Genomic DNA, 24,189 nt, shown 5'->3' with positions numbered 1-24,189 from the left:
GTTGGCAAGCGCTTTCCCAAAAATGGGTGAAGACTGCCATAATTTCTTTAGCGCCAGTCTCGAAGGCTTGCAGAAAAGGAGGGCCTCGTGGCCGCCAGCACACTAAGTGAAGTCGCCCGTTTGGCAGGGGTCTCCCTGGCCACAGCGTCCCGTGTCCTCAACGGTTCCACCCGTAAGCCCGCGGAGGATATTGCGGAGCGCGTCCGGGAGGCTGCGGAAAAGCTCGGCTACGTCCCCAATGCCCAAGCCCAGGCGCTCGCAAAGTCCAGCTCAGGGCTCATCGGCTTGATTGTCCACGACATCGCCGACCCCTACTTTTCCGCCATTGCCCGCGGCGTCCAGGAGGCGGCCCGCCAACAGAACCGTATGGTGCTGTTGGCCAGCACGTCCGGCGCCCCTTCGGATGAGCGTGAAGCCGTGGCGGCCTTCGCTGCCCGTCGCGCAGATTCAATTGTCATTGCGGGTTCACGCTCGGCACGGCCCGAGGACGAGCAAAGCAACCTGGAGCTCGCTGCCGAGTTGGACCGCTATTGCCGTAATGGCGGGCATGTCGGCGTAGTGGGCCACCCGATCGTGGGCTCCACTGCCGAGGAGGGCTACCACGTAGTTGAGGTGCCCAACGAGGACCTCGCCGCGGAGCTTGCTGACGAGTTGGCTGCCTCCCATGAGGGCGCCTTCGTCATTGTTGGCGGCCCTGAGGGACTCTTTACCTCCGATGACCGGATCCGCGGCTTCCAGCGCGGACTCGCCGACGCCGGTCGGCCCAGCGCTGAGGTCATCCGCACAGGCTTCAACCGTGCGGGAGGATACGATGCCGGGCTGGCGCTGGCCCAACGAATCAAGGCCTCCGGCGAGCGCCCCTGCATCTTCGCGGTGAACGACGTCATGGCCATCGGCGTGACCGCCGCACTTCGGTCAGAGGGCGTGTGGATTCCCCGGGACGCAAACATCGCTGGTTTTGACGACATTGAAACCCTGCGGGACTTCCGCCCAGCCCTGTCCACGGTGTATCTGCCGCTGGAGGACATTGGAAGGCTTGCGGCCGGCGACCCGGAGGGCGGCCCCGTAGTTGGTTCCGTCAAGCTCCGCCGCAGCACCGAGCTTCCGGTGGAGAGCCAAGCGGGCTAGTTGGTGCAGTAGCACCCAGCCCGGGCCTAAGCGGTGGCTCTGGTTAGCTGACGGCGTCCGGTGATTACACATTTGTGGCGATAACGCTATGAATATGTAATCGACGCAAGTGCGAGCTGATTACATATTCATAGCGATACCGCTAGGATTATGAAATGGCATTGAGTATCCCCGAGCTGGCGAAGCGCCTTAACGTCAACGAGAGCCGAGCACGGCAGCTCGTCCAATCCGGACGCATTCGGGGCCAACGGGTCGGCGGACGCTGGATCGTTGACGAAGCCGACGCTGTCCAGTACCGGCCTGGTAAGCCTGCTGGCCGGCCCCTGTCCGAACGGAGTGCCTGGCAACTCATATCCTGCTTCCGGGAAGACAGCTCGCGGCCCTCTCTTCTCGATGACTTCGAACCCTCGCCGGTCGAGAAGCATCGCCTGAAAGAGCGCATCAACCGGCTGCAGGACTCCTCGGACTTACTCAAGCTTCTCGCAGCATGGCTGCCCAATCGCGCCGAAAAATTCGAGTTCTCTTCCAGCCCGGACGACATCGCCGAGCTTCGGGGGGACAATCGAATCCACCTTTCCGGAGTCTCTCACCCGCGTTCTGGGCTGCTGGCCAACTCAGAGGTTGAAGCCTATGTGCGACGCGACGAACTCAAGGCCGTCGTCAAGGACTGGTTCCTGGTTGAGCCATTCCCCGGCAAGAGGCCGAATGTAATCCTCCGCGCCGCCGAGCAGGTCCCCGACGAACTTCCCCCACTAGTGGTGGCGGCAGACTTGGCCGAACGGCCCGGTGTTCGTGAACAACAAGCCGCACGCGAAATCCTCAGGAGCGTCCATGCCGATTGAACTTCCCGCAATGTTCATCGAACAGCAGGAAGCATGGCAGGCTGTCTTCGAAATCCATAGTGCAATGCCGCAGGGTTGGGTTCTGGTCGGCGGTCAAGCGGTCTTCCTGCACGCTGTCGAACGTGGTGCCCGGGACGTGCGACCCACCAAGGACGCCGATAAGGCGTTGGACATCCGCACCTACCCCACGATGCTTCACGATTTCACTGAACTCCTAGTGAAGCTCGGCTTCGAATCCGCGGGAGAATCCCTGGAGGGCTACCAGCATCGATGGGAGCGCGGCGAGGCTTTGGTGGATGTCCTCATTCCGCGCCATCTGGGTGAACGGGCCGAGAAGCGACGCGGAGTTAGCGGCGGGACCACGATTGCTGCCCCCGCCAGTCAACAAGCTCTCGACCGTTCAGAGACCGTCGAAGTTCAAGCGGGATCAGCGTCCGGCAAGGTCAACCGGCCCACGATCCTCGGCAGCCTCATCGGCAAAGCGGGAGCGCTGACCATCATCAATGACCCCCTACGGCAACGACACATCGATGACTTCCTTACCTTGGCCTCTGTTGTCCGAGCCTCTGACCTTCGTAACGTCACCTACAAGCGCGCTGAGCGGGACCATCTCGCAAACATGCTTGGTCGCCTTGCCAATGAACCGGAGCTCATGGAACTAGTGCCGGAAGGTGCCGAGGGCGTGGAACGCCTGCGAATCTCGCTGAACTAGGTGTTGACGGACGGCGGGACTAGCCGGTCCGCGATAACGCTCACGAACGGCATTTTGAATCAGGTTGGCGCTAGTCTTCCCCGAGAGTGATGGTGTGCAGGAATGCTGCGTCGTTGAGCACGTTGTCCGGGAGGTCATCCTCGACGAACTCCAGCATGATGTCCATGTCCTTGCCGTTTCCCCGCAGGGCGTCCGACACTGTCTGCCACAACAGCTTCCTGTTGCGGAGCGGGAACCTTTCGGCTTTGGGTCCCCAGGAAAAGCAGTGGACGCCGACGACATGAGGCAACACCCGGTGCAGCGAGTCAAGCGCTTGTTGGTCGGAAAGCCCGACGGCGGGTTGCCAGTAAGTGCCGACGTTGGGATGGCTTACCCGCTGCAGGAGTTCAAGTGTCGTTTCGGGGGAATCGGTGAGGGTGTTCCCGTGATACTCGAAGGCGATGGCGATTCCTCGCTCGGCGGCCAGGTCTGCCACCCGCTGCGTGTCCTTCACGACAGCGTCCCACTGACTGTCTTGAGCGTCTGCCGAACCAAGCTCCCCAGCCCAGATGCGTATTCGAGGTGCGCCTAAGGTCGCCGCCAGCTCCAATGTCGGGCCGAAATCGCCGAAGTCGCCGGCGCGGTAGTAGGAGCCAAGCGAAAGGACCGTGAGGCCAGCAGCTTCCGTTGCTTCCTTGGCATGGGCAGCGGATGCAGCGTCACTGACGTGGATATCCGTACCCCACTCGATGCCAGCCAGGCCTGCGTCCGAAGAAATACGGACGACGTCGTCAATCCCCGACTCCCGCAGTGTGACGGAACAAATGCCGGGCGTGAGGTCCGCCAACGTAGTGAGGTCGATCATTGGTTCAGGATAGCTGGAATGCGCTTACCCGAATAGATGAGACCGATGGCTGGACGCTACGCCTCTGCTCCACGGCTTGTGCTGCGCTTCCGGACCTCACGCAACACGATCTGCTCTGGGCAGACTGTCGAGAGGAAGTCGCCGACTGAGAGGGCGAGCCGCTCACCGACGAGTGAGTACAGGATGCGATTGGCATCGCGCCGCTCTGAGATCAGGCCTGCTTGGCGGAGAACGCTCAGGTGTCGGGAAATGGTCGGACCCGTAGCGCTGAATCTCGCAGCGATCTCGCCCGCGGCCATCTCGCCGTCCTTGAGGTCCTGCAGGATCTGCCGCCTCGTAGGATGCGCGAGCGCAGCGAAGATATCGGATGCTGTATCTGCCATGTTTGCAATATAGCACGATTGCTATATACAGTTTAGCTTCATTGCTAATAAGCGAAGGAGCAAGGTTATGCGTGTGGCTATTACTGGTGGTACCGGTTTTGTTGGCCGTCACTTGGCAGCGCGTCTTGGCAGCGAGGACGTGGTGGTGATCTCTCGTCGGACTGGCGTGCAGATCGATGATGCGGACGCTCTGACGGTGGCATTCGCCGGGTGTGACGTGGTGGTGCACTGCGCGGGGATAAACCGTGAGATCGGAGACCAGACTTTCCGGCGTGTCCATGTGGACGGTACCCAGGCTGTCATTGAGGCTGCCCGACGAGCGGGCGTGAAGCGGATCGTTATGCTGAGCTTTCTCAGGGCAAGGCCTGACTGCGGATCGCCCTACCACGAGACGAAGTGGGCTGCTGAGGAACTCGTCCGGCGGTCCGGGATCGACCACACCATCCTTAAGGCGGGCATGATCTACGGCCCTGGTGATCATATGGTGGACCATGTAACTCGCGCCGTGCGCACCTTTCCAGTATTCGCGACCGTAGGTTTTCGCGAGCGGACAGTCCGACCTATACCGGTCGAGGAAGCCGTCAACGTATTGCTTGCTGCCCTTGAGGGGCGCATTCCAAGCCCGACGGTCGCCGTTGTTGGAGCCGAGGAGCTGGAACTTGGCGCGGCTGTTCGTCGCATTGCGCGAGTGGCGGGTAGGCGCCTTGTCTACGTACCCGTCCCGGTGTGGGCCATCCGTATGCTTGCCCAGCTGACCGAGTGGACAATGGTGGTCCCACTCGTGGCGAAAGCACAAGCGCAAATGCTGGCGGAAGGTGTCAGCGAGCCCGCGCCGTTCGCGTCCGAGCTCCCGGAGGAAATTCGCCCAGTTTTGAGGTTCGACGCCGATCGGATCCAGGCCGCGCTGCCCGATGGACGTTTCACGCTGGACGACCTCCGCATCGCACGATGGTGGGCCGTGCAACGTCGCCGCCACGAGGTGGGCCGACTCAGCCGTTAGTTCGACTTACTCAGCGCCCTCCCCATGATCGCCTGGGTAAGTGCATCGATGACTTCAGCGTTGGCCAAGGGATTCCGGATCAAGGTGAAGTCGACGTCTCCCACGGGCGGGAGGTCGAAACGCTGGGTGATGACTTTGAGGTCCTCGGGGACCAGGGATGCGGGCATCACGGCAACGCCAATACCCGCCCGGACTGCGGCCAGCACACCGCTGATCTGCTTGGTGCTGCACGTGATGCGCCATGTGCGGCCCGCCGCTTCCAAAGCGTCGATGGCCAACTTCCGGCTCAGGCTTGGCGCGGGATAGGCAATCAGCGGCACGGGCGCCCCGGGTTCCAGAACTGTTTGCTCAACGCCGACCCACGCGAAGTTGTCATGCCGAACAACCGTGCCTTCCTTGGCGCCTGCCACCCACTTCACGAACACGAGGTCCAGCTGGCCAGCGTTGAGGCGCTTGTAGAGTTGGTCACTCTGACTGACGGTCAATTCGAGGTTGATCTGCGGATACAGTTGGCGGAATTCGCGCAGGATACGGGGAAGGCCCGTGATGGCGAGGTCGTCGGCAGTGCCAAACCGGAGGCGGCCCCGCATTGCAGAACCGGAAAAGTATCGTGCTGCGGAATCGTGGGCTGCAAGGATGCTGCGGGCAAACCCGGCCATGGCATCGCCATTGTCCGTCAGCCGGACTTCCCGGGTGTCGCGGGCCACGAGGACCCGCTTGGCGGCGGTTTCGAGCTTGCGTACGTGCTGGCTCACTGTTGGCTGGGCTAGTCCCAATCGTTCGGCCGCCTTGGTGAAACTCAGCGTTTCGGCGACGGCCAGGAAGGAGCGGAGCTGGACAGGTTCAAACACGGAACTCCTCAAGCGCTGGGTCGAATTACTGCGGAAGTGCGGGAGGCTCATTGCAATCCGCAATGCTAGTTATAGACGTAATACGCTTCCATAATTGCTGCTGGCAACCATAGCGTTAAAGGCATCCCACCGAAACTCTCGATCCGAGGACTACCTTTGGCACCCCCACCGCCTTCAGCGGCAAATGTCAGCCAGCCCGTCATCGATTCCCTGTCCGCGCCGCAGACGCCGGACACCGTCACCCAGCCACTCGCCGTCGTAAGCGAAAAGCTGCCCTGGCGGCACACCTTTATCTCCCTGAAGGTACCCAACTTCAGGATCTTCGCAATCGGCCACTTCATTGCCGTGATTGCGATCTGGATGCAACGCATCGCCCAGGACTGGATGGTGCTCCAGCTCTCCGGGTCCGTCACCGCCGTCGGAATTACCGTGGCGCTGCAGTTCATGCCTTCGTTATTCCTTGGCCCGTGGGGCGGCATGATGGCCGACCGCTTCGCCAAACGAAAGATCCTCATCATCTGCCAGTCCGCGGCAGCCGTGCTGGCTGCGACATTGGCGGCGCTTTCCCTCAGCCAGCGCGTAGAAGTCTGGCACGTCTACACAATAGCCCTGGTCCTGGGCTTTGTGACCGTCCTGGACCAGCCCGCGCGGCAGGTATTCGTCAATGAACTCGTCGGTCCCAAGTACCTGCGCAACGCCATCAGCGTCAACTCAACAACTTTCCAGCTCGGTGGCCTGATCGGTCCGGCACTCGCGGGATGGCTGCTCACTGCTGTGGGCGCTGGTTGGGCATTCGCGGCCAATGCCGTGGCATGCTGCTCGACCGTGACCATGCTCCTGATCCTCCGCAAAGACCAGCTGCACCTTAGCCGACCGACGCCGCGCAAGAAGGGTATGCTGCGCGAAGGCCTCCAGTACGCACTCAGCAAACCCACCATCTACTGGCCATGGTTGATGGCCGGGTTCGTCGCCGTTTTCGCTATGAGCCTCCCGGTGCTGCTGGCCGCCTTTGCGGACCACGTGTACGACGCCGGGGCCGGAGGCTACGGCCTGCTGAACGCCATGGTTGCGCTCGGTGCACTGACGGGCGCTGTGACATCCACCCGACGTCGTCAGCTTCGGTTGCGTTCAGTGGTGCTCTCGGCGGGCTTGTACGGCTTGATGCTCTGCCTTTCGTCCGTGATGCCCTCCATGGTCTGGTTCAGCGTCTCCATGGTCCTGGCCGGATTCTGGTGCCTCATGTTCCTCACCGCGGCAAACCAGATGGTGCAGACCAGTTCCAACATGAGCATTCGAGGCCGCGTGATGAGCCTTTACTTAGTGGTGCTCATCGGCGGCCAGGCAATTGGCGGCCCAGTGATGGGTTGGCTCGCTGAGCACCTTGGTCCGCACCTGGCCATCCTGGTGGCTGGCGGTGTGCCGGCAACGGCGGCGGCCGTGGTCGCCGTCGTGTTGGCCCGGAAGGCATCCCTCCATATCAAGGTGGACTTGCGGGACAGGCGTCGTGTGCTCCGGATTGTGGACCGGACACAGACTGCATAACGGACGCAAGCGGCATAAGCGCACGCAAACAAAAAGGCAGTGCCTGCGGTGAAGCCGCATGCACTGCCTTTTTCGTGGGCCTTTAGGCTACGGGCGCTTGGACCGCAGCCGGCAGGTGGGGGTACTCCGCCGAGCGGCCCTGGAACTCGAGCACATCCGGGTTCCGGATGACGCCGTCGCGAATCTCGATCGCGCGGGAGATCGTCTCGTTGGCGTCCCACGCCTCCGGACCGGCGGCCACAGTCTCCAGGAATGGCAACAAGGCCTCGCTGATCTCCCAGCTGGCCGAATTCCACAGGTAGGAGGGGCTGTGGTCAACGGCGTAGTAGTTCACGTGGCCGCCCACGCGGAACATGGGCTCATCGAATGTTGTAGACCTTGCCCAGCTGAATCCCATGCCGGGATCGCAGGACACGTCCACGATCAGGCTGTCCGGCCGGAAATCGGCCAGGTCCTCGGTCCGCAGGTACGTCAGCGGCGAGTTTGGGTCCTGCAAGGTGCAGTTGACCACAATGTCCGCGGCAGCAAGGAACGGGGCCAGTGGCTTGCGGCCCCCGTCTGTGATGACTTCGCTCAGGAATGGTGCATTGTTGTCGTGGTCGAACTGCACGATCCGCACCGAATGAATCGGAGATCCGACCGCGGCGACTCCGCGGTTGGTCAGCACTTGGACATCATGGACGCCGTGAGCATTCAGGGCTGTCACTGCACCTCGGGCAGTGGCGCCGAAACCAATGACCACTGCGGTCAGGCGGCGGCCGTAATCACCCGTGGAGCCGGTCAAAGCCAACGCATGCAGCACCGAGCAGTATCCGGCAAGCTCGTTGTTTTTGTGGAAGACATGAAGTCCGAAACCGCCATCGGCAGCCCAGTGGTTCATGGCTTCAAACGCGATCAGCGTTAGTTTTTTATCGATCGCGAGTTGGGTGATGGCTTCGTCCTGGACGCAGTGCGGCCAACCCCAGAGGGTCTGCCCGTCCCGGAGTTCAGCGAGATCCTCGGCCTGCGGCTTGGGCAGCAGAATGACGTCGTTCTGGGCGATGAGCTCTCGCCGTGTGCCCAGTCCGCCGACAAGTCCGGCGAGTTTGCTGTCCGAAACACCAAAGCGTTCGCCATAGCCATATTCAAGGTGCAGCCGTTGGCGCAGTTCCGGAGCGATGCGCTCAAGATGTTCCGGGTGGATCGGTAGCCGTTGCTCGTTGGGCTTCAGCGAAGAACCCAGGGCGCCAATGCTTAGCGGACTTTGCGCCCCAATCACTTTTTATTGCCGGTTGCGGGTTTCGCGGCCGTAGTGTCGGGCGAGTCGGCAGCCCGTTTGTCAGCGCGCTTTTCCTTGATGGATTTACTGGACTTCTTCGATGCAGCTTGGCGCGGTGATTTGTCGCCCATGATCGCTCCCTAGAGCGGAGCCGAAATGGCTCCTGACTCCTGACGATACACCCAGCACCTGAGCCGCTGTGTATCGGGCTGACTCACTGCACAGGCTCGACGGCGGGCCGACCATGGGTCACACGGTGGCTGACGCGATCCGCGGTGTCGTCAACGCGGACGAAGTGCTCCACAGGCTCCATGTAGAACCGGGCGCTGTTGATGACGCCCTCTTCCACGCCGAAAATGATGACGCCCGTGAGCTCATGCGGCGTGCCATCCCGCCACGCGCCCTGCATGTGCAGCTCGGTCCAGGCCTGGTTGCCGGACACGCTGTGGGACACCATTCGAACCTTGATGTCCGGCACTCCCGTGAAGAGTTGCTCCCAGTTGCTGCGGATAGCGTCCCTGCCCGTGAAGCCCCTGGTGGGGTGGGCAGGCGTCTCATTGACATAGCCTGGCGCGAAGCATTCGGCCAAGGCTTCCAGATCGTGCTTGTTCGTGGCTTCCAGCAGGCGGTGGATGACGGCGAGGGGAGCCGCTTCAGCATCGTCGGTGAGAGTCATTGGGGGACCTCCCGGATAGGTGGATGTATCTACGAGTTTAGGCTCGGGGACGGCCGGGGTCGACGGGTGCGGGGGCTTATCTGGTGAGTGCCGCCGTCGTAATTCCCAAGAAGATGACCCCCTGCCCGGAGGCAAGGGGTCATGATGGAGCGGGCGACGGGAATCGAACCCGCGTATCGAGCTTGGGAAGCTAGCGCTCTACCATTGAGCTACGCCCGCGTCGCTGTCGGCTATTCGCCGGAGCGAGTCCTAGCTTAGCGCAGTTACGGCGGTCCTCATGACAGGCGCACACGCCATGTCTACTTGAAGAGCTTCAAGCTGTTCCAACCGGATCCAACCTGGGCGTAGGTGGTCCAGGAACCCCTGCCGAGGCCGTAATTGTAGAGGTTGCCATCAGCAGTTTGAGCAGTGATGCTGCGAGTGCCCGCACCGGTCAGCCCGAAGCTCGGGAGGAGCGTACGCATGTACTGCCAACCCGTGCCTACGGTGGTGGCCGGGCCAAAGAAACCAGCCCAGCCGTCTCCCCGATAGTTGACCAAAGATCCGGAAGCTGTCCTCGCCAGGATGTCGTTGGCGCCGTCGCCCTCCCAGTCGGCCATGGTCAGTTCCATGCCGTTCCAGCCCTTGCCGATGACCTGCGGAGCGCTCAGCGCACCGCCGAAGGTGTTGGGGTAGTAGCGCAGCACACCGTCCGGAAAATACCCGACGACGCCGGGCCGGGGGTGCGCGTGCGTCCACTTGCCCACGGTGATGGTCATGCGATCCCAGCCGCCATTGCCCACGACAACCTGACCGGCGAAGCCGCCGTCGGGGAGGCCACGATAAACGCCCAGGACGCCGTTGTTCCACTGCGCAAGGATGTCGTACACGCCATCAATGTCCCAGTCCACTACGAAGCCCTGCTTCAAGCCGGTCCAGCCCGAACCGATCTGGACTGGCGCCCCATACCCGCCTGCCGCCGTCGCGGGGTAACGCAGCATCCGGCCTGAAGAGTCGGCCGCCACGAGGTCGGCGCCGGACTTGATGCTGGCGGCGGCTGCCGGGTTTCCAGCGAAGTAGTGCTCCAGCGTCGGGAATCCGCGACGGTTCATGTCAGTGGCCAGCGCTACGCCAACGTACCGCAGATGCCACGGCTCATAGCTGTACCCGGTGGTGCCCGTGTAGCCGTTGGGGTACCGGACGATGAAGCCGTATTTGTGTGCGTTCGCTGCCACCCATTTGCCAGCCGCCGTGTCTCCGAAGCAGGTACTTAGGCCACAGGAACCAGCAGCATTGCCGATGTCCATGGCGAGGCCCGTCTGGTGTTCGCTGTACCCGGGACGTGCCGAGATGGTGTCCGCGTAGGCCTGGCCGTAGATGCTGACGTAGTAGGCATACACTTCCTGCTGCTGAGCATAGGAACGGTAGCCGCTCACGATCGACAGGCCGCCGGTACCAGCATCGGCTGCTCCCTGGAAGAGGCCGTTGAGCCAGGCGGCGGCTTCGGCCCGCATGTACTGGCCAGAGCCACGGGCATTGATGAGGTCGTTCGGGGCGTAGCTGACTGGATTCAGCGGCCTGGATTTATTGACCAGGACAGAGAAGCTTGCAGGGTTACCGATGGGGTCCAGGCTTGGCAGGGGATTCACAGTGGTGGGCACTGCCACTTTGTTCGCGACTGTGGATGCCACCGTAGATGCCGCTGCCGAGGGTGCCGTTGTTGGAAGTGCCGACGCAGGCGCCGCCGTGATGACTCCGCCAGCCACCGCCATGGCGAGGAATGCCGCGCAGGCGGCCATCCGTCGTCGTGCATTGCCGTGGACAAACGGATGTTTCAGAACTCGCATTACGCCCCCAATTTGGTTTTTGCCAGCGGCACGAACTCTACCCGGCCCGGGACTATGTGTCAGCTGTGTCTCAGATACGCCGCCAGGTAACCATTCGGTCAAGGCTCGTTTGTCTTGTGTCGCAGGCAAGCGAGGCTGACTATTCTGAAGGTGTTAGCTGCAGTGTATGGGGAACCGGGCTACGACATTCGAACCGTACGCCGAAAGAGGTTTCCGTGGCATTTGCAGCTTACGAAGTGGTGATCAGCAGGGATGCCATGACCGTCTATGGATTCCTGATGGATGGCATGAACAACTCCCTTTGGCGTTCCGGCATCCGCAGCATATCGGTTCGATCCGGGGTGCGCGGCCAGAAGGGCGCGGTCTATCAGCAGACGCTCACTGGCCCGGGAGGCCGGCCGATCGCGGCCGACTTCGAAATCACAGAGGCCCGGCCGGGCGCAGAAGTGCGCTTCGCGGTGGTGGCCGGACCGGCCCGGCCCACGGGCGGCTACTACCTCAGCACCGAGGGCAAGACGACACGGCTCAGGTTTGCCCTGGAGTACCACCCCAAGGGCTTGCAAAAACTCATGAACGGCATGATCCAGAAAACCATGGAAAGTGAAGTTGCCCAGTTGGAGCAACTCAAGACCGTCATCGAGTCCGGCCAGGCGGTTTGACTACGGGGCGAGTCCCTACTGGGCGAGCTTGAAGCCGCTCCAACCGCTGCCAATGATCACCGGCGTCGTCAGTCCTCCAGACGTGAGGTCCCAATACTCCAATACTCCATTGGTACCCAGGCCCGCGACGCCCGTGGTGTTTGCGCCGTTCACTCCTTGAAGTGAACGCAAACCGGTGTAGTCGGTCCACGCCGCACCCACCACAGGCCTGGCCTCCTGCTTCGGGGTGCCCAGCCCGGTGCCCCGGTACAGCCTCAGGTATCCGTTGGGCTCCACCGTGAGGAGATCCTGGAAACCATCGGCGTTATAGTCCACCATGCTCAGCCGGACGGCCTTGTTGCCTGTTCCGATTGCCGCCTGGGTTCGTATGTACGTCATTCCGGAATTCTTGTAGAACCAGAGCCCGCCGGATGCATCCATGGCCACAATTTGAGGCAGGCGGTTGTTGGCACACCAATTACCCACGGCTATGTTCAGGGACTCCCACCCCTGGCCCAGGATTCCTGGTGAACCGAAGCCGCCCGACTGTCTGCCCGGGTACACCAGGAGCGCTCCATCCAGACGTTGGGCGATGAGGTCAAAGACGCCGTCGCGGTCCCAATCCGATACGAACAACTCCTTGAGCCCGGTGAAACCGATTCCGATCTTGCGGGCCGTGCCGTACTTGGCGTTACCCAAGGACGGGTAGGAATACACCGTTCCGTCCGAGCTGATGGATACAAGGTCTGCAGCGCTGCCGATGGATGCCGCGCTGAGATTCACGGTAGGCGGCTGGTACTTGCCGCCGGGTTCGCACACACCCACAGGATCCGTGGGCGGCGTAACCGTCCCGCCGGGCCGCGTGGTGGTTCCGGCAGGCAGCGTGGTGTAGCCGAAGAAATTGACCACGCCCCACAGCGTGTAGCGGTTGGGAGTCGTTTGCCAATTGCCATCCGTGTACGTGATTCCAATGCCCATCACATTGAAGCGTGGATCGCGCAGCAGGGCGTCGTGACCGGGGGAGCCTTTCCACCACTCCACCAGTTGGGCAGCGTCACGATCCCATCGGACAGCAATGACCTCACCAGCGCCGTTGTTCGGGTTGAGCGCCCGCGGATCCGTCCAAAAGTTCGCCCGGTGCTGGATCACTTCACGGCTGGCGATGCTGTTCGACCATTCCTGCGCCATGCTCGCCACCGTGGCGTGATACTTCACCGGGGCCAGGCCCAGAGAAGCGCGGTAGCTGTTGATCGCGTTGAACACGGTCAGGATGGCCGCGGTGTTGTCGTCCGGGAGAAGCGCGAGGGCACCGTTGTCCGGATTCGTATCGCTGCTCGGGGTCTTGCCGGGGAAGGGCGTGGGGGCTGGTGTTGGTGTGACCGGCGTTGACGATGGAGTGGGCGTGGGTGTGACAGGCGTTGGTGACGGCGCGGGTGCCGTTTGTGACGGCGTCGGTGTTTGAGTTGGTGAGGGTGTTGGCGACGGCGTTTGAGTCGGTGGCGCTGTTGGCGTCGGTGACTCCGACGGGCCAGGTCCTGTGGCAGGCGCTGTTGGCCTTGGAACGGAGGTGGGGGAAGCCGATGACGGTGCAGATGCGGCGGGAGGACTTGGGGCGGGTGGCTCGTTGGCCTCTGGATTCGTGCCGTCCAACGAAGGATTATCCGGGCCCCATGAGGGCCCGATGTTCGGCACCGGAGGGGGCGTCTCAACAGTCGGATCTATCGCGATCGGTCTAGTCGGCGCACCGTTTTCGGAACCGGGGCTGGTCCCCGAACCCGGCCCTGGCGAAGAGTCGACGCCGCCTCCTTCGCTGGGCGCGGGGGTCGCCCCCAAAGGTGCGGCGTCCGGCGTCGTACTGGTTTCAGGGACCGTGAGGCCGGAAGGAACAACACCCGAAGAAGTAGTGCCGCCGCCCGGTACGGCGTCTGTCGCTGGCAAGATTTGGCTGGACGCGGCTACCAATATGGCCAGCGCGCCAGCCAGCACGATAGCCGCAGGCGCTGACAATTTCCCCACAATTACCCCGCGAATGCTCGTTGCCCCCAAGTACGGGCGCGGCTTTACATGTCCGGGAACTATAGTCCCATGGGGCGGCCCGGACAATGCATGGCCCGGACAAGGCATGGGGTATTTTTGATGCTGTGCTGATCTCTGACCGCGATATTCGTGCCGAAATAGACTCCCAACGGATTGTCCTTGAACCGTACGATCCCGCGATGGTTCAGCCGTCTTCCGTGGACGTGCGGATTGACCGGTTTTTCCGACTCTTCGATAACCACAAATACGCCCACATCGATCCCGCCGAGGAGCAGCCCGAGCTGACCCGGCTGGTGGAGGTGGAAGGCAATGAGCCTTTCATCCTGCACCCGGGTGAATTCGTACTGGGCTCAACGTACGAGACAGTGAGCCTGCCCGACGACATCGCTGCCCGCCTCGAGGGTAAGTCGTCCCTCGGCCGGCTTGGTTTGTTGACGCACTCCACCGCGGGCTTCATCGATCCCGGCTTCTCAGGGCATGTCACGCTGGAGCTTTCCAACGTGGCGACGCTGCCTATCAAGTTGTGGCCGGGCATGAAGATCGGCCAATTGTGCTTCTTCCGCCTGACATCCTCAGCGGAACACCCCTACGGTTCGGGTGAGTACGGTAACCGGTACCAGGGCCAGCGCGGACCCACCGCCAGCCGCAGCCACCAGAATTTCCACCGGACCGCCATCTAGCCGGAAATGGGCTGGGCCTCAGGCGCGAATCGTCAGGCCCAGAGCCTCAGTCGCTAACCGTCCCGCGGACCCGTCAGGCGCTGACCCGTCAGGCCGTGGCGCGCTCGGCCGCCCGCGGCGGTGTACGGGGGCTCCTGCGGAGTGCCTTGACCACAGGCTCCACGAAGCGAGCGGCCAGCGGACCTGTGATGGCCATGATGAGGACATAAGCCGTAGCCAAGGCGGCGACTTCGTCCGGCACGGCTCCCGAAGCCACCGCCAGACCAGCAATGACGATCGAGAATTCACCACGCGCAATCAGGGCCGCTCCCGCACGGAAGCGGCCGGGCATTGCGATGCCCGCACGTTTGGCTGCCCAGAACCCTGTGAACATTTTGGTGGCAGTTGTCAGCAGGGCGAGCAGCAGTGCCCAGCCCAGGACCGGTGGGATGGACGTGGGGTCCGTGTTCAGGCCGAAGGCAACGAAGAAGATCGCGGCAAACAAGTCCCTGAGGGGCTCAAGGATGCGGGTCGCATTGTGGGCTGTGGCGCCGGAGATGGCGATGCCCAACATGAATGCACCCACTGCGGCTGAGACCTGGAGGGCAGAGGCGATACCGGCTACCAGGAGGGCCAGCCCGAGCACGTTCAGCAGAAACACTTCGGAGTTCTCGCTGTGAACGGCTTGGGAGACGCGGTGCCCATGCTTGAGCGCGATCATCAGGACTACCGTGACGACAGCCAACGCGATGCCCACCGTCTGCAGTCCACCCAGGAACCCGACACCGGCCAGGATGGCAGTCAGAATGGGCAGGTAAATGGCCATGGCGAGGTCCTCGAAAACGAGGATGGAAAGCACTACGGGAGTTTCGCGGTTACCGATCCGGCCGAGGTCAGTGATGACCTTCGCGGCGATTCCTGAGGACGAGATGTAAGTAACGCCACCCATCACGATGGCGCCCACAAGACCCCACCCCAGAAGAACCGCTATTCCGGCGCCGGGGAGGAAATTCAGGACGAAGTCCAGGACACCGGCCTGCCATGAACGTCTGAGCCCGGTGACGAGTTCAGAGGCGGTGTATTCCAATCCGAGCATCAACAGCAGCAGGATGACCCCGATTTCGCCCGACAGATGCGAAAACTCATGCATGCCATCCAATTTGACGAAGCCGCCTGCACCGAAGGCCAAGCCACCCACAAGGTAAAGCGGAATGGGAGACATGCCGATACGGCCCGCTAGTCGAGCCAGGAGACCGAGGCAGAAGACGACGGCCCCCAGTTCAACGAGGGCTAGTGCGAGCGGATCCATGGCGGGTCAGCCGTTGCGGAGGATATCGGCCGCCGAGTCGAGGCCTTCCTGGGTGCCAACCGCAACGAGCAAATCACCAGTGTGAAGTACGACGTCGGGTGCGGGCGACGGGACGACCTCGCCTTCACGCATAATCGCAACGATCGAAACGCCACTGCGGGTACGGATCTGGGCTTTGCCCATGGGCTGGTTCACGAATGGGGAATCAGGGGTGATGGAGAACTGGCGGGTCACGATGCCAGGTATCTCGCGGTGGGCTTCTGCCAGACGCATGGCGATGTGCTGCCCGCCCAGGAGATTGCCCAGGGTGGCGGCTTCATCGGCTGTGAGGGGAATGGAAGCCTGACACGTGTCCGGGTCATCCCAAGTGGACACGAAGAGCTCTGTCTCGCCTTCGCGAAGCTCAACGACACCGATGCGACGGCCCGAGGCCGTGACGAAATCCTTACGGATCCCAAGGCCCGGGAGTTCAGTCTCATCCACGTTCATATCTCCACCCTAACTCTGTTGTACCGTCTGGTACGGCGTTCGTATTCAGCCGGTCTTATGTAGTTAACGTTCTGGTACCACGGCTATTTCCACCTTGGTGGGCGGCTTCACCGGCAGGATCACCAGAAGGCCGGCGAGCAGGACAACCATGATGCCGAGGATGCCCCATCGCTGAGCGCCACCTTCTTCAACAATTGGAGCGGCAATTGTGATGCACAGGGTGAAGAGGGTGGGGGCAAGGAAGCTGACAGCCCGGCCCGTGGTGGCGTAGAGCCCGAAGAGTTCTCCCGACTCGCCGTCGGGGGCGAGCCTGGCCAGATAGGCCCTTGACGAAGACTGGGCTGGGCCAACAAAAAGGCACAGCAGCAAGCCGAAGATCCAGAAAGTATTGGCGGCAGGCCAGCTGTTTCCAAAGAACACGTAGTTTCCGTTGCCAAGCACCAGGATGAAGGTGCCCGCGATCAGCAGACCCACCAAGGAAATCACGATGACTGCCTTTGGTCCGATCTTGTCGTCCAGGAAGCCGCCGATGATTGCGCCAACGGCTGCGACGACGTTGCCGAAAATCGCGAAGAAGATCACTTCCTTGAGTTCGAAACCAAAGGTCCCGGCAGCGATCACCCCGCCGAACGTGAAGACGGCAGCAAGGCCGTCGCGGAAGATCGCGCTGGACAGCAGGAAGTAAATGGTGTGGGGACTGGTGCGATAAATGGCCACGATCCGCCGGAGCAGCAGCTTGTACGACGCGATGAAGCCCAGGGAAGCGGTGTCCTTCTTCACGGAAACTTCCGGAACGGCGAACAGCACGGGCAGGGCGAAGATGAAGAACCACAGAGCCGAGAAAATGGCCACAAGCCGGATGTTCAGTGATTCTTCAGTGGAAGCACCGAACCATTCGAAAGATGGCTGCACGAAGAGTTGCAGGACCAGCAACAGGGCCACGATCCCACCGAGGTATCCCATGCCCCAGCCAAAACCGCTGACCTTGCCGATGTTTTTGGGTGTGGAGATTTGGGCCAGCATGGCGTTGTAGTTCACGCCGGCGAACTCAAAGAAGATATTGGCAAGCGCGATCAGGCAGACACCAAGAAGAAGGAATCCCGGCTGCGGGAACACAAAGAAGCACAGAGCCGTGAGGACGGCTGTGGCAGCCGTGTTGACTCCGAGCCAGAGCTTGCGCCGGCCTCCGGCATCCGAACGTTGGCCCGTCACCGGGGCCAGCAGTGCGATGGCCAGGCCCGCGACGGCCAACGCAGCACCAAGTGCGGCAGACGCGGCGTCCTCTCCACCGAAGGCAGACGAGGTCAGGTACACCGTGAAGACGAATGTGGTCATGATCGCGTTAAAGGCAGCCGAGCCCCAGTCCCAGGACGCCCAGGCAAGGATTTGGCCCTTCTTGGAGGAAGCAGGTCCGGAGGCAAGCTCGGATGCTGGGTGGGAGGCTTCGGGAACTGCGGCCGCGTTCATAGCCTGAATGCTATCGGGCCTCGGACAGTGGCGGGCAGATGACAGACCGCTATGTGAATAACGCACGGGGAATTCATTCGCAGGCCCCGTCGGCTCCGGCCAAAAACTGTCCGGGCCCCTTGATAAACTGGTCCAACTGAACCCAACGTATGACCGCCTGCTCCAACTTTTGACAATTCGTTTCTGACTTTGCGGAGAAAACAGTGATCACAGTTCTCGCCACCACCTTTGTAGCGGCAACTGTGGCGCCCTTGATCTTCAGCAAACTTGGTCGGAACGCCTTCTATGTCCTGGCAGCGGTTCCTGCCGTGGCCTTCGTTTGGCTGGTCCTCCAGCACGGCCCCTTATATTCCGGTCGCGGCATAGAAGAAGTATTCCCCTGGATCCCGAACCTGAAGCTTGACTTTGCGTTCAGGATGGACGCGCTCGCCTGGGTTATGTCACTGCTCATCCTCGGCGTTGGTTCCCTGGTCCTGGTCTATTGCGCCCGATATTTCAAGAACAAGGATCCTGGGCTCGGTGGGTTCGGCGCCCAGCTCCTGGCTTTTGCTGGTGCCATGTTCGGCTTGGTGACGTCCGACGACCTCCTGATGATGTTCATCTTCTGGGAGCTCACCACCGTCCTGTCATACTTGCTCATCGGCTATGCCCGGACGCGCCTGGCCGCGCGGCGTTCTGCCCTTCAGGCACTGATGGTTACAACAGCCGGCGGGCTGGCGATGCTCGTGGGTCTCGTCATCCTTGGCCAAGCGGCAGGAACCTACCGGATCTCCTCCATCCTGGACCAAGCCGGGACGCTCGTTAACGGCACCACAAGTGGGATGGTGGGGGCCGCCGTCGTTCTCATCCTGGTGGGTGCAGTGACCAAATCGGCCCTGGTCCCTTTCCACTTCTGGCTTCCGGGTGCCATGGCGGCTCCAACTCCCGTGAGCGCCTACCTGCATGCCGCGGCCATGGTGAAGGCCGGTATTTACATCGTCGCGCGGCTGGCGCCAGGTTTCGCGGAATCGCAATTGTGGCTGCCAATGGTCCTCGGCCTCGGCTTGGCCACCATGTTGGTTGGCGGATACAGGGCCCTCCGACAGACAGATATCAAGCTCATCCTGGCCTATGGAACGGTGAGCCAGCTCGGCTTCCTGACCATGGTGGTGGGCCTGGGCAGACCTGACGCCGCCCTTGCCGGGCTTGGGCTTCTGCTGGCCCATGGCTTGTTCAAAGCGGCACTGTTCCTGGTGGTCGGCGTCATCGACCACCAGTCGGGGACACGCGATATCCGCAAGCTCTCCGGCGTCTTCCGATCCTCACGAGCACTCGGGGTAGTGGCCGCAATCGCGGCCGCCTCCATGGCCGGGGTGCCGCCGCTGGCCGGTTTCGTGGCCAAAGAGTCCGTGTTTGAAGCCTTCGTGCACTATGGCATGGGCCATGACGCACCTGTCTGGGGCATCTGGATTCTGATCGGGCTCGTGATCGGTTCAATCCTTACCTTCGCGTACAGCGCACGCTTCATGTGGGGTGCCTTTGCCACGAAGCCCGGTATAGAGCACACGCCCTTCAAAGCCATCAAGCCCGCCTTCCTGGCTGCGCCTGCCCTTCTGAGTTTCCTCACCATTGTTTACGGGCTGTGGCCCGCGCCGGTGGATAGTTGGATCCAGCCTTACGCAGCACTGTTCGCAGATGGGGAGGAAGCCGTCGACGCCGGGCACTTGGCTTTGTGGCATGGGCTCACTCCCGCTTTGGGACTGACCGCGATCACTTTTGTTGCCGGTGCCGCAATGTTCTACGGCCGCAACGTCGTTTCACGCGTGCAAGGCCTGGTTCCCGATTGGGTGGACGGCGACCGCGCCTACCAGCATACGATTGGCGCTTTGGATGACGTCGCAGTGTGGGTCACGGGCCGCACCCAGCGTGGTTCACTGTATTTCTATCTGACGGTCATCCTCACGGTTGCCTTCGCAGTGCCCCTCGCAGCTCTGCTCCTGACCAACAAACCGTTGCCTGACGGCATCTATTTCATCGATCCAAACTCTCCGTTGCAGTTGATCGCGGGAGTGGGCATCGTGGTGGGCGCGCTGGCTGCTGTCCGCGCCAACAAGCGCTTCCTGGCGGTGCTCATGGTGTCTGTCACCGGTTACGGCATCGCGCTCATGTTTGCCTTGCAAGGAGCGCCTGACCTTGCACTGACCCAGATGCTGGTGGAGACCATCGTGCTGGTGGCCTTCGTTTTGGCCATGCGCAGCCTGCCCGCCGAACTACGGGACAGAACCGGTGGCCGCCTCCGGGTGATCCGCGTGATCGTAGGTGCTGCGTTCGGCATCACCATGATCTTCGTTGCCATCTACGCCATGGGTGCCCGGGTGGCCACGCCTGTCTCCCTTGAATTCCCACGCCTGGCCTACGAAGGCGGCGGTGGCCTGAACGTGGTCAACGTGACCCTCGTGGACATCCGCGCGTGGGACACCTTCGGCGAAATATCGGTCCTGGCCGTGGCCGCCACTGGCGTTGCCAGCCTGATCTTCGTGCGCAGCCGGGGCGATCGCATCAAAACCTCAGAGGCAGTACCGGAAGGCAGCGTGGGGCGGCGCACCGGCGTCGACCGCGACTCCCGCGACGGTGCCCGGCTGGCCGTGGCGAGGAAGTTCACGGACGTTACCCGCGATGCGTGGCTGGTAGCAGGCCGGACGCTGGCTCCTGAGCGGAGGTCCATTATCTTCGAAGTGGTCACCCGGCTGATCTTCCACTCGATGATCGTTTTTTCCATCTATCTACTCCTTGCGGGTCACAACTTGCCCGGCGGCGGCTTCGCAGGCGGTCTGACCGCAGGCCTCGCACTCACCATCCGCTACCTCGCCGGAGGACGCTTCGAGTTGAGTGAAGCGGCGACAGTGAGTGCAGGCACGCTGTTGGGTACGGGACTAGCGACGGCGGCAGCGTCCGGTTTCGTGCCGCTCCTCCTCGGCGGCCAGGTGTTCCAGAGCGCGATCATCGAGTTTTGGCTGCCCGTATTCGGAGACGTCAAGTTCGTAACGTCCACGATCTTCGACATCGGTGTCTACATCGTGGTGGTGGGACTGGCGCTCGATGTTCTACGCAGCCTGGGCGCTGAGATCGACGAACATTTTGAAGGGAAGGTGCCAAGGGCCGTAAAGACCCGAGCCGCCGAGACTGAGTCCGCCGAAACGGCCGCCTCCGGGAAGGGCAACCCATGAGCATCAACCTGACCCTCCTGATCGTCATGGGCGTCCTGTATGCCTGCGGTATCTACCTGATTTTGGAGCGAAGCCTGACTCGCGTCCTGCTTGGCTTGATGCTGCTTGCCAACGCCACCAACCTGCTGATCCTCAGTACGGGAGGGTACGCCGGACTCGCTCCTTTGTTCAACAAGGAAACAGGCTCCAGTGAGTACAACGACCCCCTGCCACAGGCGCTCATCCTCACATCGATCGTCATTTCATTCGCCGTCACTGCCTTCATGCTCGGCATCATCTACCGGACTTGGGCCTTGGCACGGCAAGACGAGATCCAGGATGACATCGAAGACCGCCGCGTAGCCCGGACTCCCAGCTTCGACAAGGAAGACGACGCCATCGTCCCGCTGGAAACATCGGAGTTCGCGATCACTCCGGCCAGCCCCGAAGACCGCGCCCAGCCGGACGCGACCGAAAAGCCCAACACTGTAAGGACCAAGGAAGGAGGCAGCCCGTGAACCTCGCCAACCTGTCGCCACTGGCCGTCCTCCTTCCGATCCTCGGGGCGGCCCTCGCATTCGTGCTGATCCGGCATACGGCTGGGCAGCGGGTAGTCAGCATCGTGATCCTCAGCGCGACGCTCCTGCTCGAATGCCTGCTTCTTGCGTCCGTGTGGGAGGGAGGCACCACTTCCGTCACGCTCGGTGGATGGCTGCCGCCATGGGGCGTGGTGTTGGTGGTGGATCAGTTCTCCTCACTCATGCTCGTGGTTTCCACCGTTGTCAGCCTCGCGGTCCTGATCTACGCCACCGGCCAGGGCATGGCTGATGGCGACAAGGAAGCGCCGGTCTCGATCTTCCACCCCACTTATCTGATCCTGGTGGCGGGCGTATCCAACGCCTTCCTCACAGGTGACCTTTTCAACCTGTACGTGGGCTTCGAAATCCTGTTGACGGCCAGCTATGTGCTGATGACCCTTGGCGGGACGGGGCCGCGCATCCGTGCCGGCGTCACCTACGTGGTGGTCTCCGTGGTTTCGTCCGTCTTGTTCCTCATCGCTATCGCCATGATTTACGGAGCTACAGGGACCATCACTATGGCGGACCTCGCCATCAAGCTGGCCGAACTGGATCAAGGAACCCAGAATCTCCTGCACGTGATGCTGCTGGTGGCGTTTGGGATCAAGGCGGCCGTGTTCCCTCTGTCCTTCTGGCTTCCCGACTCCTATCCGACAGCCCCGGCTCCCGTCACAGCCGTCTTTGCTGGCTTGCTGACCAAGGTGGGTGTTTACGCCATGGTCCGCACCGAGACACTCCTCTTTCCCGGGGACACCCTCAACGTGCCCTTAATGGTGGTGGCGCTGCTAACCATGGTGGTGGGCATCCTGGGTGCCTTGGCACAGAGCGATATCAAACGTCTCTTGTCCTTCACCCTGGTCAGCCACATCGGCTACATGGTGTTCGGCTTGGCAATGTCGTCCGTCGCGGGGCTTGGCGCTGCCGTGTTCTACGTGGCGCACCACATCACAGTGCAGACCAGCCTGTTCCTGGTCACTGGCCTGATTGAGCGCAGGGGCGGATCGTCGTCCATTGACCGCTTGGGTGGCCTGGCCAAACTCTCGCCACTCCTTGCCTTGCTGTTCTTCGTCCCTGCGATGAATCTTGCGGGCATCCCGCCATTCTCGGGTTTCCTTGGCAAGCTCGGGCTTCTCCAAGCGGGCGTGCAACTGGGTACGCCGCTTGCCATCGTTTTGGTGGTGGGCGGCGTCCTCACCAGCCTCCTGACGCTGTTGGCAATTGCCCGTGTTTGGAACAGGGCATTTTGGCGCAAGCCCGAGGACGCCGAGTACCCGGACCCCGTGCTTCAGACTCCAGGCAATGTTGGGGTACTGCCCCGGACAATGGTGGGCTCCACGGCTGGCCTTGTGGCCTTCGGTGTTGCGCTCACGGTCTTTGCTGGCCCACTCTTTCACCTCGCCGACGGCTCGGCGGAAATCATGTTGGACCGCACTGCCTACATCCATTCAGTCCTGGGGGACTCCGCGGAGGTACCAGCAGTGGGTCAGACAGGGGCTGCCAAATGAGCCGTAAACCGATCTCCTTCCGCACTGAACTGCCCCTGCTGGTATGGCTGGTCATCGTCTGGGGTGCCCTGTGGAGGGACTTCAGTCCGGGAAACCTGCTGTTCGGTGCGCTCATCGCCGTGCTCGTGGCCAAGTTCTTCTACCTTCCGCCGGTGGAGCTCGGGGGCAGGTTCAACGTGCTGCGCGCCATGTCCTTCGCCCTGATGTTCCTGGGCAGAGTGGCGGCAGCGAGCTTCCTGGTCCTCTACCTGGCCGTAGTGAAGGGTCCAAAGGTGCGCAGCGCCGTCGTCGCTGTTCCGTTGCGCAGCCATTCTGACCTCATAGTCACGGCAACCGGGCACGTTATCTCGCTGATTCCGGGCTCGCTGGTGGTGGAAGTGGACCGCTCGACGTCCACGCTTTACCTGCACGCGCTCAACATTTATGAGGATGCTGATATCACTAAGATCCGCCAGGAAGTCCAGAACATCGAGGCCGCGCTGATCCGGATCATGGGAACGCGCGAGGAACTCCACGCACTCCAGGCTGAACCGGGTGCGGGCATGGAAGGGGCAACCCTGTGAAAGAACTTGTTCTGCTGGTAACGGCGGTGATCCTGAGTTTGGCTGCGGTGGGCGCGATCATCCGCATCGCCATCGGCCCGTCCTTGTTGGACCGAGTCTTGGCATCGGACGTCCTGCTGGCCATTCTTGGCGCAGCGCTTGCCATCGACATGGCGATGAACCGGCACCTGAATAACTTGGTGTTGCTCGTGGCTCTCGCGGTGATCGGCTTCGTAGGCTCGGTAACATTTGCCCGATTCGTAGCGGATCGGAGGGATCACAGCAATGAATCCTGAAGCGACCGGAGTGGATGCCGTGATTGATGCAGTGACGGCCGTGTTTCTTGTGGTGGGTGCACTGATGTCGCTCGGAGCCGCTATTGGCCTTTTGCGGTTTCCCGATCTCCTGAGCCGCATGCACGCGGCAACCAAGCCGCAAGTTCTGGGTCTGTTCCTCATGCTGGCGGCCATGGGTCTGCAAATGCGCACATGGTGGGTTTGGCCGGTTCTGGTGGTGGCCTGGATTTTCCAGCTGCTGACTGCGCCGGTCTCCGCACATATGGTGGGCCGCTCCGCTTACCGGACCAAGCATGGGCACCGCGAACTGCTCACCAAGGATGAGCTTGAAGCGGTTGTCCAAAGGGCAGCCGCCGACGGTTCCACCCCGGACACTTAGAACAACGCGGGGTCACTTAAGCACCCTCCCGACGACGGTGAGC

Annotated in this window: 24 protein-coding genes and 1 tRNA gene; 13 read left to right on the top strand and 12 right to left on the bottom strand. The window is 61.9% G+C overall.

Translation table 11 applies throughout. From position 1 onward, the window contains the following. The first annotated feature begins 87 nt into the window (after positions 1–87). The 3 genes from VUN82_22430 to VUN82_22420 all read left to right on the top strand — a co-directional run bounded on the left by VUN82_22430 (position 88) and on the right by VUN82_22420 (position 2,682). Positions 88–1,128 (top strand): LacI family DNA-binding transcriptional regulator, encoded by a 1,041-nt coding sequence (locus VUN82_22430; GenBank protein XAS71802.1) that lies wholly within the window; start codon positions 88–90, stop codon positions 1,126–1,128. A gap of 155 nt (positions 1,129–1,283) precedes the next feature. After that, positions 1,284–1,970, top strand: coding sequence for a helix-turn-helix domain-containing protein (locus VUN82_22425; protein ID XAS71801.1), 687 nt, complete (start codon positions 1,284–1,286; stop codon positions 1,968–1,970). Beyond that, on the top strand, positions 1,960–2,682 hold the full coding sequence (locus VUN82_22420; GenBank protein ID XAS71800.1) for a hypothetical protein: 723 nt from the start codon (positions 1,960–1,962) through the stop codon (positions 2,680–2,682). Before VUN82_22425 ends, VUN82_22420 begins: the two co-directional genes overlap by 11 nt. A gap of 70 nt (positions 2,683–2,752) precedes the next feature. Here VUN82_22420 and VUN82_22415 read toward each other — a convergent pair whose 3' ends face one another. Both VUN82_22415 and VUN82_22410 read right to left on the bottom strand, forming a co-directional pair. Continuing rightward, complete coding sequence (locus VUN82_22415) at positions 2,753–3,526, bottom strand: TIM barrel protein (protein ID XAS71799.1); 774 nt, start codon at positions 3,524–3,526, stop codon at positions 2,753–2,755. Positions 3,527–3,582: 56 nt separating this feature from the next. Further along, positions 3,583–3,909: a metalloregulator ArsR/SmtB family transcription factor gene (locus VUN82_22410; protein XAS71798.1), complete on the bottom strand. Its 327-nt coding sequence runs from the start codon at positions 3,907–3,909 to the stop codon at positions 3,583–3,585. Between the two features lie 67 nt (positions 3,910–3,976). On the opposite strand from VUN82_22410, the gene VUN82_22405 reads away from it, so the two are divergent. Beyond that, a complete protein-coding gene (locus VUN82_22405; GenBank protein ID XAS71797.1) occupies positions 3,977–4,909 on the top strand; it encodes an NAD-dependent epimerase/dehydratase family protein in 933 nt (310 codons plus the stop codon). On the opposite strand, the gene VUN82_22400 is transcribed toward VUN82_22405, so the two are convergent. Beyond that, positions 4,906–5,760, bottom strand: a complete 855-nt coding sequence (locus tag VUN82_22400; GenBank protein XAS71796.1) for a LysR substrate-binding domain-containing protein — start codon at positions 5,758–5,760, stop codon at positions 4,906–4,908. The two genes, VUN82_22405 and VUN82_22400, sit on opposite strands and share 4 nt — an antisense overlap. Before the next feature lie 156 nt (positions 5,761–5,916). On the opposite strand from VUN82_22400, the gene VUN82_22395 reads away from it, so the two are divergent. Then, on the top strand, positions 5,917–7,302 hold the full coding sequence (locus VUN82_22395) for an MFS transporter (protein ID XAS71795.1): 1,386 nt from the start codon (positions 5,917–5,919) through the stop codon (positions 7,300–7,302). Between the two features lie 82 nt (positions 7,303–7,384). Here VUN82_22395 and VUN82_22390 read toward each other — a convergent pair whose 3' ends face one another. From VUN82_22390 to VUN82_22370, 5 genes are all read right to left on the bottom strand, one after another. Beyond that, entirely contained in the window at positions 7,385–8,560 is a 1,176-nt protein-coding gene (locus VUN82_22390; protein ID XAS71794.1) for a N(5)-(carboxyethyl)ornithine synthase, read from the bottom strand. Continuing rightward, complete coding sequence (locus tag VUN82_22385) at positions 8,557–8,691, bottom strand: hypothetical protein (protein XAS71793.1); 135 nt, start codon at positions 8,689–8,691, stop codon at positions 8,557–8,559. The genes VUN82_22390 and VUN82_22385 overlap by 4 nt, the downstream gene beginning before the upstream one ends. An 83-nt stretch (positions 8,692–8,774) precedes the next feature. Next, entirely contained in the window at positions 8,775–9,236 is a 462-nt protein-coding gene (locus VUN82_22380) for a nuclear transport factor 2 family protein (protein XAS71792.1), read from the bottom strand. Positions 9,237–9,381: 145 nt separating this feature from the next. Next, positions 9,382–9,455 (bottom strand) — tRNA-Gly (locus VUN82_22375). Positions 9,456–9,535: 80 nt separating this feature from the next. Beyond that, a complete protein-coding gene (locus VUN82_22370; protein ID XAS71791.1) occupies positions 9,536–11,062 on the bottom strand; it encodes a M15 family metallopeptidase in 1,527 nt (508 codons plus the stop codon). Between the two features lie 215 nt (positions 11,063–11,277). On the opposite strand from VUN82_22370, the gene VUN82_22365 reads away from it, so the two are divergent. Next, on the top strand, positions 11,278–11,721 hold the full coding sequence (locus VUN82_22365) for an SRPBCC family protein (GenBank protein ID XAS71790.1): 444 nt from the start codon (positions 11,278–11,280) through the stop codon (positions 11,719–11,721). A 15-nt stretch (positions 11,722–11,736) separates the two neighbouring features. On the opposite strand, the gene VUN82_22360 is transcribed toward VUN82_22365, so the two are convergent. Further along, positions 11,737–13,707, bottom strand: coding sequence for a CAP domain-containing protein (locus VUN82_22360; protein XAS71789.1), 1,971 nt, complete (start codon positions 13,705–13,707; stop codon positions 11,737–11,739). A gap of 134 nt (positions 13,708–13,841) precedes the next feature. On the opposite strand from VUN82_22360, the gene dcd reads away from it, so the two are divergent. Next, entirely contained in the window at positions 13,842–14,417 is a 576-nt protein-coding gene (gene dcd, locus VUN82_22355) for a dCTP deaminase (protein ID XAS74771.1), read from the top strand. An 88-nt stretch (positions 14,418–14,505) separates the two neighbouring features. On the opposite strand, the gene VUN82_22350 is transcribed toward dcd, so the two are convergent. The 3 genes from VUN82_22350 to VUN82_22340 all read right to left on the bottom strand — a co-directional run bounded on the left by VUN82_22350 (position 14,506) and on the right by VUN82_22340 (position 17,661). Next, positions 14,506–15,705 carry a cation:proton antiporter gene (locus VUN82_22350; GenBank protein XAS71788.1) on the bottom strand — a complete coding sequence of 400 codons (1,200 nt, stop codon included), beginning with the start codon at positions 15,703–15,705 and terminating at the stop codon, positions 14,506–14,508. A gap of 6 nt (positions 15,706–15,711) precedes the next feature. After that, positions 15,712–16,194 carry a cation:proton antiporter regulatory subunit gene (locus VUN82_22345; GenBank protein ID XAS71787.1) on the bottom strand — a complete coding sequence of 161 codons (483 nt, stop codon included), beginning with the start codon at positions 16,192–16,194 and terminating at the stop codon, positions 15,712–15,714. Positions 16,195–16,257: 63 nt separating this feature from the next. After that, positions 16,258–17,661: an MFS transporter gene (locus VUN82_22340; GenBank protein ID XAS71786.1), complete on the bottom strand. Its 1,404-nt coding sequence runs from the start codon at positions 17,659–17,661 to the stop codon at positions 16,258–16,260. A 203-nt stretch (positions 17,662–17,864) separates the two neighbouring features. On the opposite strand from VUN82_22340, the gene VUN82_22335 reads away from it, so the two are divergent. The 6 genes from VUN82_22335 to mnhG are packed head-to-tail and all read left to right on the top strand — an operon-like array spanning position 17,865 to position 24,146. Next, the gene (locus tag VUN82_22335) at positions 17,865–20,867 is read left to right on the top strand and encodes a Na+/H+ antiporter subunit A (protein XAS71785.1); all 3,003 of its coding nucleotides are present in this window, start codon (positions 17,865–17,867) and stop codon (positions 20,865–20,867) included. After that, entirely contained in the window at positions 20,864–21,364 is a 501-nt protein-coding gene (locus VUN82_22330; GenBank protein ID XAS71784.1) for a Na(+)/H(+) antiporter subunit C, read from the top strand. The genes VUN82_22335 and VUN82_22330 overlap by 4 nt, the downstream gene beginning before the upstream one ends. Beyond that, positions 21,361–22,929, top strand: a complete 1,569-nt coding sequence (locus VUN82_22325) for a Na+/H+ antiporter subunit D (GenBank protein ID XAS71783.1) — start codon at positions 21,361–21,363, stop codon at positions 22,927–22,929. The genes VUN82_22330 and VUN82_22325 overlap by 4 nt, the downstream gene beginning before the upstream one ends. Next, positions 22,926–23,492 carry a Na+/H+ antiporter subunit E gene (locus VUN82_22320; GenBank protein ID XAS71782.1) on the top strand — a complete coding sequence of 189 codons (567 nt, stop codon included), beginning with the start codon at positions 22,926–22,928 and terminating at the stop codon, positions 23,490–23,492. The genes VUN82_22325 and VUN82_22320 overlap by 4 nt, the downstream gene beginning before the upstream one ends. Continuing rightward, positions 23,489–23,767: a monovalent cation/H+ antiporter complex subunit F gene (locus VUN82_22315; GenBank protein XAS71781.1), complete on the top strand. Its 279-nt coding sequence runs from the start codon at positions 23,489–23,491 to the stop codon at positions 23,765–23,767. The genes VUN82_22320 and VUN82_22315 overlap by 4 nt, the downstream gene beginning before the upstream one ends. Beyond that, positions 23,757–24,146, top strand: coding sequence for a monovalent cation/H(+) antiporter subunit G (gene mnhG / locus VUN82_22310; protein XAS71780.1), 390 nt, complete (start codon positions 23,757–23,759; stop codon positions 24,144–24,146). The genes VUN82_22315 and mnhG overlap by 11 nt, the downstream gene beginning before the upstream one ends. The last annotated feature ends 43 nt before the right edge of the window (positions 24,147–24,189 follow it).

The sequence above is a fragment of the Micrococcaceae bacterium Sec5.1 genome (assembly GCA_039636795.1).
Classification (GTDB): Bacteria; Actinomycetota; Actinomycetes; order Actinomycetales; family Micrococcaceae; genus Arthrobacter.
Note: the sequence above shows the minus strand (reverse complement) of the source record. Positions and strands in the feature narration are given on the sequence as shown.

Bases quoted from the DNA above. Each gene is read 5' to 3' on its own strand.
- VUN82_22425 (XAS71801.1), top strand. From the start codon at position 1,284: ATGGCATTGAGTATCCCCGAGCTGGCGAAGCGCCTTAACGTCAACGAG.
- VUN82_22420 (XAS71800.1), top strand. From the start codon at position 1,960: ATGCCGATTGAACTTCCCGCAATGTTCATCGAACAGCAGGAAGCATGG.
- VUN82_22415 (XAS71799.1), bottom strand. From the start codon at position 3,526: ATGATCGACCTCACTACGTTGGCGGACCTCACGCCCGGCATTTGTTCC.
- VUN82_22410 (XAS71798.1), bottom strand. From the start codon at position 3,909: ATGGCAGATACAGCATCCGATATCTTCGCTGCGCTCGCGCATCCTACG.
- VUN82_22405 (XAS71797.1), top strand. From the start codon at position 3,977: ATGCGTGTGGCTATTACTGGTGGTACCGGTTTTGTTGGCCGTCACTTG.
- VUN82_22385 (XAS71793.1), bottom strand. From the start codon at position 8,691: ATGGGCGACAAATCACCGCGCCAAGCTGCATCGAAGAAGTCCAGTAAA.
- VUN82_22380 (XAS71792.1), bottom strand. From the start codon at position 9,236: ATGACTCTCACCGACGATGCTGAAGCGGCTCCCCTCGCCGTCATCCAC.
- VUN82_22370 (XAS71791.1), bottom strand. From the start codon at position 11,062: ATGCGAGTTCTGAAACATCCGTTTGTCCACGGCAATGCACGACGACGG.
- VUN82_22350 (XAS71788.1), bottom strand. From the start codon at position 15,705: ATGGATCCGCTCGCACTAGCCCTCGTTGAACTGGGGGCCGTCGTCTTC.
- VUN82_22345 (XAS71787.1), bottom strand. From the start codon at position 16,194: ATGAACGTGGATGAGACTGAACTCCCGGGCCTTGGGATCCGTAAGGAT.
- VUN82_22340 (XAS71786.1), bottom strand. From the start codon at position 17,661: ATGAACGCGGCCGCAGTTCCCGAAGCCTCCCACCCAGCATCCGAGCTT.
- VUN82_22330 (XAS71784.1), top strand. From the start codon at position 20,864: ATGAGCATCAACCTGACCCTCCTGATCGTCATGGGCGTCCTGTATGCC.
- VUN82_22320 (XAS71782.1), top strand. From the start codon at position 22,926: ATGAGCCGTAAACCGATCTCCTTCCGCACTGAACTGCCCCTGCTGGTA.
- mnhG (XAS71780.1), top strand. From the start codon at position 23,757: ATGAATCCTGAAGCGACCGGAGTGGATGCCGTGATTGATGCAGTGACG.